The sequence below is a fragment of the Mesorhizobium sp. M7A.T.Ca.US.000.02.2.1 genome (genome assembly GCF_003996995.1).
Taxonomy (GTDB): domain Bacteria; phylum Pseudomonadota; class Alphaproteobacteria; order Rhizobiales; family Rhizobiaceae; genus Mesorhizobium.
Genome location: NZ_RZTT01000270.1, coordinates 1 through 8,557, shown reverse-complemented (window position 1 = coordinate 8,557; position 8,557 = coordinate 1). Strand labels below are relative to the sequence as shown.

Here is an 8,557-nt window from a genome sequence, read left to right as displayed (position 1 = left end):
CCTCGCAAAGGCGCCCGTTGGGCAAGCGGCAAAACCCATATTCGTTGCCGGCCTTGTCCTTCCTGATCATCGAGCGCCCGCCGCTCTCGCCACAATGGACGGATGCCGGATTGGCCATGCCGACCGGTTTTTGCGCACTGGCGCCGGCGGAAAACGGCAGCGAGGACAAAGCGGCAAAGCTGGCGACCAATATCGAAACCTTCTTCATCGCGATCTCCCCGGCCGCATTCTATCACGGCGAAGCGCCCCGTCTTGCGGCAAAGCGCCACCAGGCCGGCACCAACCAGCGACTTCGAGAAACCCTGCCGATTCCTTTATCCGAGCGAGGTGATGATCTCGCGGTAGGCTAATTCGGGAAAGGCCTTCAGCGTCCGCGTCCTGACATTGCCCGCAGCCGCCAGCATCAGCGAGAAGCGCGCCAGCACCGCGTCGTCGGGCGCTTCGACTACAGCCACCATATCGTATTCTCCCATGGTCAGGTAGAACGCCTTGAACGATCCGCCCATGTCTCCCAGTTGCCTTCTGGCGGCGTCGAGCCGCTTCGGTGACTCGCGTACGTTCCTGGCACCTTGCTCCGTCCAGTTCATCAGCACGATGTAGCTTGTCATGGCACACCTCCCTCCGGGGCCACGGAGCACGGCGGCTTCGCCGGGGCGGGCATCCGGGTTGTCGCCCAGAAAATGCATCCGACAACGAAATTATCCTCCCGAAGGGCCTCGCCCGCAAGAGTGCGCCCCACAACAAAAAAGGGCGCCATCGGCGCCCTTGAACTCTTTGCATCGGTAAGTCTCAGCTATCCAGGAAGCTGCGCAGCTTGCGCGACCTGCTCGGGTGCTTGAGCTTGCGCAGCGCCTTGGCTTCGATCTGGCGGATACGCTCGCGGGTGACCGAGAACTGCTGGCCGACTTCTTCCAGCGTGTGGTCGGTGTTCATGCCGATACCGAAGCGCATTCTGAGCACGCGCTCCTCGCGCGGCGTCAGCGAGGCCAGCACGCGCGTGGTGGTCTCGCGCAGATTGGCCTGGATCGCCGCGTCGATCGGCAGGATCGCCATCTTGTCCTCGATGAAATCGCCCAGATGCGAATCCTCCTCGTCGCCGACTGGCGTTTCGAGCGAGATCGGCTCTTTGGCGATCTTCAAGACCTTGCGCACCTTTTCGAGCGGCATGGCAAGCTTTTCGGCCAGTTCTTCCGGCGTCGGTTCACGGCCGATCTCGTGCAGCATCTGGCGCGAGGTGCGCACGATCTTGTTGATCGTCTCGATCATGTGCACCGGAATACGGATGGTGCGCGCCTGATCGGCGATCGAACGCGTGATCGCCTGCCGGATCCACCACGTAGCGTAGGTCGAGAACTTGTAGCCGCGGCGGTATTCGAATTTGTCGACCGCCTTCATCAGGCCGATATTGCCTTCCTGGATCAGGTCGAGGAACTGCAGGCCGCGATTGGTGTATTTCTTGGCGATGGAGATGACGAGGCGCAGATTGGCTTCGACCATTTCCTTCTTGGCGATCGCCGCTTCGCGCTCGCCTTTCTGCACCTGATTGACGATCTTGCGGAATTCCAGGATCGAGATCGCCGTTTCGGTGGCGAGGTTCTGGATCTCGGCGCGCAGGTCCTTGATCGCATCCTTCTCGTTCTTGGTGAATTCCTTCCAGCCGCGCGAGGTCAGATTGCCGATCGAGCGCGTCCAGTTCGGGTCGAGCTCGGAACCCTGATATTCCTTCAGGAACTCTTCGCGGCGCACGCCGTAGCTTTCGGCCAGCCTGAGCAGCTTGCCTTCGTTCTGCACCAGGCGCTTGTTGATGTCGTAGAGTTGCTCGACCAGCGCCTCGATGCGCGCCGTGTTGAGCGACAGCGACTTCACCGCCTTGATCAGCTGGTCCTTGAGCTCCTTCAGCCGGCGGTCCTGGCTGGGCGACAGCGTGCCGGCGGCGGCCAGACGGTTCTCGACCTGCTGGTCCTGCAGCTTGCGCAGCTTTTTGTAGGTGTCGGCGATAACGTCGAGCGTCTCCATCACCTGCGGGCGGAGTTCCGCTTCCATCGCGGCCAGCGACAGGCTCGCTTCGTCCTCGTCTTCGTCGTCGTCATCCGTCAGCCCACGCGTATCGGCGCCGACATTCGTGATGTCGTCTTCGTCGTCGCGCGAACGGCGCGGCTTGTCCTCGACCTTGGCTTCCTCGACGCGCTCGACCACCGGCGCCTGTTTGGCCTCGGGGCCGGCATAGGTGGCTTCGAGATCGATGATCTCGCGCAGCAGGATCTTGGATTCGTTGAGTTCGTCGCGCCAGATGATGATGGCCTGGAAGGTCAGCGGGCTTTCGCACAGACCCGCGATCATCGTCTCGCGGCCGGCCTCGATGCGCTTGGCGATGGCAATTTCGCCCTCGCGCGACAACAGCTCGACCGAGCCCATCTCGCGCAGATACATGCGCACCGGATCGTCGGTGCGATCGGTCGGTTCTTTCTTGGTGGTGGTGGCGGCAACCGCGGTGCCGGTCTGCTCAGCCAACTCGTTGGCGTCTTCCTCGGCATCGGCCGCGGTGTCGGCGGCCTCGGGCTCCTCGCCCTGCTCGTCGTCCTCGACCACGTTGATGCCCATGTCGGACAGCATCGCCATCGTGTCCTCGATCTGCTCGGAGGTCACTTCCTCTGAGGGCAGCACCGAATTCAGCTCGTCCATGGTGACATAGCCGCGCTTCTTGGCGGCCTTGATCATCTTCTTGACAGCATCATCGGAAAGGTCGAGCAGAGGGCCATCGGTGGCGCCTTCGCGTTCGGTTTCGACCTCTTCCTTTTCCTTTGTCGCCATAGTCTTTATCTTCTCCTAGCGGCCGAACTTCAAAGCCGCGTAAGCTGTCGGACCAGTCAAATCGGATGCGCTCGCTTATGAAACGCGCTTCACCGGGCCAGTAACTGCATCAACTCGTTTCGTTTGGTGTATGTCGTTGCCCAAATCGGGTTTCCCCTTTTGGGCGACATGCATTAAGTCCAGATTAACCCTGATATCTGTGGCAGGCGGGCTGCCTGTCCAGTGACCAGTACCTCACATCGCTTATTTCCCGTCGACGCGGGTTCGGGTTAACGTTTCGAATCGTCCTGATTCCGCCAATCTGCCAGAAGGTCAAGCGCCTCTCGCATGATTCGCATGAAAAAAGCGAATCAATTACCCGACTTAGCCCGTTACGCGCCATTTGGACGCGCAACGACGCTTTCTCAATTCACTCGCTTCCAACTAAGCTCGCCCAGCCCTGCCCGAGGAGACGCCAAACCCTTCGATCAGCGCTTCCGTGGCCTGCACATCCTGGAATTGCGCCTGAATTTCGATCAGATGCCGGTAGTTTTCGTCTGTGGGATCGGTGGCGAGCGCCGCTTCCGCCTGTTTCAGTTCCTTATGTAAGGTGCGCGCGCTGCGCTGCAAGTGCAGCGCCTGGCTGAAAGCATCGCGGGCATCTTCAAGGGCGGCGGTCTCCAGCGCCGGCCATTGCCGCATCCGCCGGATCAGCCCGACGGCCCGCTCCCAGATCTCGGCGCAGCCGGCGCGTTCGATCGTCGCAATCACCGCCTGCCGGTCATTGGCCATGTCATGCGCCATTGCATCGAGGATTGCCGCATGCAGCCGCCTCAGGTCGGAGTTGGCGAGATCGAGGAACTCGATATGGGCGAAATTCTCGTCGATCAGCGCCGGATGGTTGATCAACGCGACGATGATCGTCGCCTCGCGCACCGACATCCCCTCGCCGCCGCGTTTGACCAAAGCCGACTGGCCGAGGCTTTCGGTGATCGCAATGCGGCCGCCACCGCCTTTGGCGAACTGCCCGCCGGGCGCGGCCGTCTTGCCCTGGCCCTGTTTCCAGTCCTGCCGACCTTGACGCCCACTGCGCTGCGAGCCGAAGAAGCTCAGCACACGCTCGCGCATCTCCTGCTGGTAGTGGTAGCGCAGGCTTTCGTCGCGGATGCGGCTGGTCAGCTCGCGCAGCGTCTTCTCGAGTTCGGCCCGCCGCTCCGGCGTATCGAAGACGCCGCCCCCCGTCTCACGCATCCACAAAAGGTCGACCAGCGGCCGCGCCTCGGCCAGAACGCTACGAAACGCATCCGGTCCTTCGGCCTTGACCAGATCGTCGGGATCCTTGCCTTCCGGCAGCAGCGCGAAGCGCGCCGAACGGCCGGCCTGCACAGATGGCAGCGCCATGTCGGCGGCCCGCCACGCAGCCTTCAGCCCGGCCTTGTCGCCGTCGAAGCACAGCATCGGCTCCGGCGCCATGCGCCAGAGCAGTTCGAGCTGGTTCTCGGTAAGCGCGGTGCCGAGCGGCGCCACGACATTCTCGAAGCCGGCCTGCGCCAGCGCGATCACGTCCATATAGCCTTCGACGGCGATGACCGTGCCGCCCTTGGCCAAGGCCTTGCGGGCGCGGGCGAAATTATAGAGCACATTGCCCTTGTGGAAGAGCTCGGTGTCAGGCGAGTTCATGTATTTGGCCAGCGCATCCGGCTGCAGCGCACGGCCGCCGAACGCGATGATCTTGCCCCGGGAATCCGGAATCGGGAACATGATGCGGTCGCGGAACCAGTCATAGGAAACCGGGATGTCGTCGCCGTGGCGCACCAGTCCACAAGCCTCGATGTCGGCCTTGGGCACGCCCTTGGCGGCGAGATGCTCCTTCAGAGCATTGCGGCTGTCGGGCGCAAAACCGAGCCGGAACGATTGCTGCGTCGCCGGCGTCACTCCGCGGTCGCGCAGATAGGCACGCGCCTTGGCGCCTTCCGGCCCCTGCAGCCGTTCCTGGAAGAAGGTGGTGGCCATCTCCATGACGTCTGTCAGGCTGGCGCGTTCCTTTTCGCGCCGCTCCTCCTGCGCATCGCGAACCGGCATCGGCACACCGGCCATGTCGGCGATCTTTTCGACCGCTTCGGGAAAGCTCATCCCATCGAGTTCGGTGAGGAACTTGAAATGATCGCCCGAAACCGAACAGCCGAAACAGTGATAGCGGCCCTTTTTGTCCTCGCAGTGGAAGGACGGGCTCTTCTCGCCATGAAACGGGCAGCACGCCCAATAGTCGCCGCGCGGCGCGTTGGTTTTCTTCCTGTCCCACGCAACGCGCTGGCCGATCACCGATGAAATCGGCACGCGGTCGCGTATCTCGTCGAGGAAGGCGGGTGGAAAGCGCATCGGGGAACTCGTTTCCCGATTATATAATCATACCCGCGAAATCCGACGACCCTTAATGCGGGCCATACCCGGTTTCCACAGGCAAAAGAGGCGGCCATTGCGGGCCGCCTCTTTCCAATATCCGCCTGGGGAGCGATCAGTGCGCGGCAAGCGCGCCGAAAATGACGCCGGAGAGCACACCGACCAACACATAGTCGTTGCCGACGCGGATCCATTCCTGGCCGCGGCCGGGACGATGCAGGCCGTAGCGGCCGTAGTCGCGGATCGGCTGGTGCTGTCTCCAGCCTGAATATTTGTGGCCGTTGCGCCAGTTGTTGCGCTTTACGATGACCTTCTTATGGATGACGCGCTTCTGGATGAAGCGCTTCTTGACATCCCTGTTGGTGGGCTTTTGCCAGTCGACCTGGCTGTAGTTCGACTGCGGAGCGTTCGGTGCGTTCAGCGGTGCGGCTTGGCTGGTGAGCGACGTAGCGGCCAGCATCGAGAAAGCGACTGCGGAAAGGACAATGCGTTTCAAGAGAAGTCTCCTTGGTTGTCGATGCCAGAGGAATAGCGGGCCACCGATGAACCGAAACTGAACGCCTGCATTACAATTGCGTAATGAATTCCTTGATTTACCCGATAGAGCTGAACATAATCGCAAAGGTCAGGAGTCTGTCGCGCTGCTAACTCGGCCTATCCGTTGCTTCGCGCCCGCCCCGCAATGCAACCATTTGCGCGTCCGTCCATTTTCCGACACCGCCCGTCGCGCTGCAACGGCCCTTGAAATCGACAAGATTTTATTATCCGGCTAAAATATTCGAGCTATTATAAGCCACCGCCATGAACATGATTCGTACCCTCGTTTTCCCTTCTGATCGCCACGCCAAACAGGACGCGCATCCTGTTTGCATGCGGGGGACGAAATGAGCGGGTCCGTCGTCCTTCTGCATCTGGCCGGCGCCGTGGCGCTGATGCTGTTTGCCACCCGCATGGTGAAGACCGGCGTCGAACGCGCCTATGGCGACGTGCTGCGCCATCGCCTGCGCGCCACCATGCGCAATCCGATCATGGCGGTGCTGGCCGGCACCGGCCTTGCCATCGCCCTGCAAAGCTCCACCGCCGTCACGCTGCTGGTCGGCTCCTTCGCCGGCTCTGGCATCGTCTCGGGCGCCGCGGGCCAATTGGCAGTGCGCGGCGCCGAGATCGGCTCTGCGCTGGTGGTCAAGCTGCTGACCTTCGACCTCACCTTGCTGGTGCCGCTGTGCCTGATCACCGGCACGGTCATGTTCATGGCCACCGAGCGGCGCGACTGGCGCCAGACCGGCCGCATTCTGGTCGGCATCGGCCTTTTGATCCTGTCGCTGGAGATGATCGGACAGGCGTCTGAGCCGCTGCGCAACAGCCAGCTCATGCCGGTCATCATCAACTACTTCTCGACCGATTCCATCACCGCCTATCTGCTGGCGGCGCTGATCACCTGGCTGTTCCAGTCGAGCATCGCGGCGGTGCTGTTGATGGCGACGCTGGCAGGCCGCGGCCTGATCACGCCCGAACTCGGCGTCGTTCTTATCCTTGGCGTCAACCTCGGCTCCTCGATCATCGCGCCGATGCTGACCCGCTCGTCGAGCCCCGAAGTGCGCGTCGTGCCGATCGGCAATCTCCTGATGCGCGGGCTTGGCTCGCTTGTCATGCTGATCCTGGTCATGATCTTCAGGCCGCACTTCGCCTTTCTCGGTTCGACGGCGGCGGACCAGATCGTCAATGCCCACATCCTGTTCAATGTGCTGATCCTGCTCGCCGGCCTGCCGCTGGCAGGGTTTGTCTACCGCGCTTCGGAGAAGATCGTCGCACTTGGCACCAAGCCCGTGCCGGCCGCCTCGCTTGACGTCGTCGAGCTGTCCGCGCTCAACGAAAGCGCGCTCGACGTGCCGAGCCAGGCGCTTGCCAATGCCACCCGCGAGGTGGTGCGGGTCTGCGAGACGATCGAGATCATGCTCAAGCGCATCATCGAACTCTATGAAAGCGCCGACGCCGACAAGATTAAAGCGCTGGCCGCACTCGACGACCGCGTCGACCGCAAGCACGCCGCGATCAAGCTCTACCTCGCCAAGTTGACCAGGAACGCGCTGACCGAGGACGAGGCGCTGCGCTGCCAGGAGCTGATCGGCGCCTGCGTCAAGCTGGAGCAGGTCGGCGACATCATCGTGCGCAACATGCTGGTGCATGTGAAAAAGAAGTTCGAGCGCGGACTGGAATTCACCGACGAGGGTTGGGCCGAGCTGTGCGCCTTCCATAGCTCGGTGCTGGCCAATGCGCGGCTTGCCTTCAACGTTTTGGTGTCGCGCGATCCCGAGACCGCCCGCCAGTTGGTGCTGGAAAAAGACCGGCTTCGCGACCGCGAAAAAGAAACCAGCGCCAGCCATTTCGTGCGCCTGCGCGACGGCACTGCCAAGAGCGTCGAGACCAGTTCGATCCATCTCGACACCATCCGCGACCTGAAGCAGATCAATTCGCTGCTGGCCTCGATGGCCTATCCGGTGCTCGAAGAGCGCGGTCTGCTGACGGGATCTAGGTTGAAGGCGAGCTGAGAAGCAGCCGATCTCCCCCCTCCTCGTGGGGGAGATGTCCGGCAGGACAGAGGGGGGCGCCGTAGAGCGCGGCCGATGCCGCCCTTTGATTTGCTTGATTTGTCACCGACGTCAGCTCCGGCAGAAAGTTCGATAGGCTGGCGGGACAGCGCCTCCCTCTGGCCTGCCGGCCATCTCCATCACAAGGAGGGAGATTGGCGCTTCATCGCCTCGCGCCCCCACTGAAGAAAACCTAAACCGGCGACAAAAATTTCTGGATTGCCCGCGACGCTCATCCGTGGTTTGAGGCCATTCCAGCTAAGGCTTCCCCATGTCGCTTCCGCTCATAGCCCTGTTCATCGCCGCCTTTGCTTTCGGCACCACCGAATTCGTCATTGCCGGCGTGCTGCCGCAAGTGGCGGAGGGGCTCGGCGTCTCGGTTCCCTCGGCCGGCTATCTCGTCTCCGGCTATGCCTGCGGCATCGCCATCGGCGGTCCACTGCTGGCGCTAGCCACCAAGTCGCTGTCGCGCAAGAGCCTGCTGCTCGGCCTCGCCATCGCCTTCACCATCGGCCAGGCGGCTTGCGCGCTGGCGCCCGACTTCACCTCGATGCTACTGTTGCGCATTGCCGTGGCGGTCGCGCATGGCGCCTATTTCGGCGTCGCCATGGTCGTCGCCGTGGGTCTCGTGCGCGAGGACCAGCGCGGCATGGCTGTCGCCGTCATCCTGTCTGGCCTCACCGTCTCCAACGTCATCGGCGTGCCGGCCGGCACCGCGATCGGCAACATCTGGGGCTGGCGCGCCACCTTCTGGGTGATGTGCGCGCTCGGCGTGGCGG

At 62.5% G+C, this 8,557-nt stretch carries 7 protein-coding genes; 2 read left to right on the top strand and 5 right to left on the bottom strand.

Annotated elements, in window-relative coordinates; genetic code table 11:
* The 5 genes from EOD15_RS22830 to EOD15_RS22810 all read right to left on the bottom strand — a co-directional run.
* The coding region (locus EOD15_RS22830; protein WP_148129620.1) for a DUF333 domain-containing protein at positions 1–208 on the bottom strand (208 nt) is incomplete at its 3' end.
* Positions 209–314: 106 nt separating this feature from the next.
* Positions 315–608 (bottom strand): GYD domain-containing protein, encoded by a 294-nt coding sequence (locus EOD15_RS22825; protein WP_027039270.1) that lies wholly within the window; start codon positions 606–608, stop codon positions 315–317.
* Positions 609–789: 181 nt separating this feature from the next.
* A complete protein-coding gene (rpoD, locus tag EOD15_RS22820) occupies positions 790–2,811 on the bottom strand; it encodes an RNA polymerase sigma factor RpoD (RefSeq protein WP_013530149.1) in 2,022 nt (673 codons plus the stop codon).
* Positions 2,812–3,234: 423 nt separating this feature from the next.
* The gene (gene dnaG, locus EOD15_RS22815) at positions 3,235–5,169 is read right to left on the bottom strand and encodes a DNA primase (RefSeq protein ID WP_127408839.1); all 1,935 of its coding nucleotides are present in this window, start codon (positions 5,167–5,169) and stop codon (positions 3,235–3,237) included.
* Positions 5,170–5,305: 136 nt separating this feature from the next.
* Positions 5,306–5,686 (bottom strand): RcnB family protein, encoded by a 381-nt coding sequence (locus EOD15_RS22810; protein WP_127322912.1) that lies wholly within the window; start codon positions 5,684–5,686, stop codon positions 5,306–5,308.
* 388 nt (positions 5,687–6,074) lie between these two features.
* On the opposite strand from EOD15_RS22810, the gene EOD15_RS22805 reads away from it, so the two are divergent.
* Together EOD15_RS22805 and EOD15_RS22800 are read left to right on the top strand one after the other, a co-directional pair.
* Positions 6,075–7,739 (top strand): Na/Pi cotransporter family protein, encoded by a 1,665-nt coding sequence (locus tag EOD15_RS22805; RefSeq protein ID WP_127322913.1) that lies wholly within the window; start codon positions 6,075–6,077, stop codon positions 7,737–7,739.
* A 310-nt stretch (positions 7,740–8,049) separates the two neighbouring features.
* A partial coding sequence (locus EOD15_RS22800; RefSeq protein WP_148129619.1) for an MFS transporter occupies positions 8,050–8,557 on the top strand: 508 nt, incomplete at its 3' end.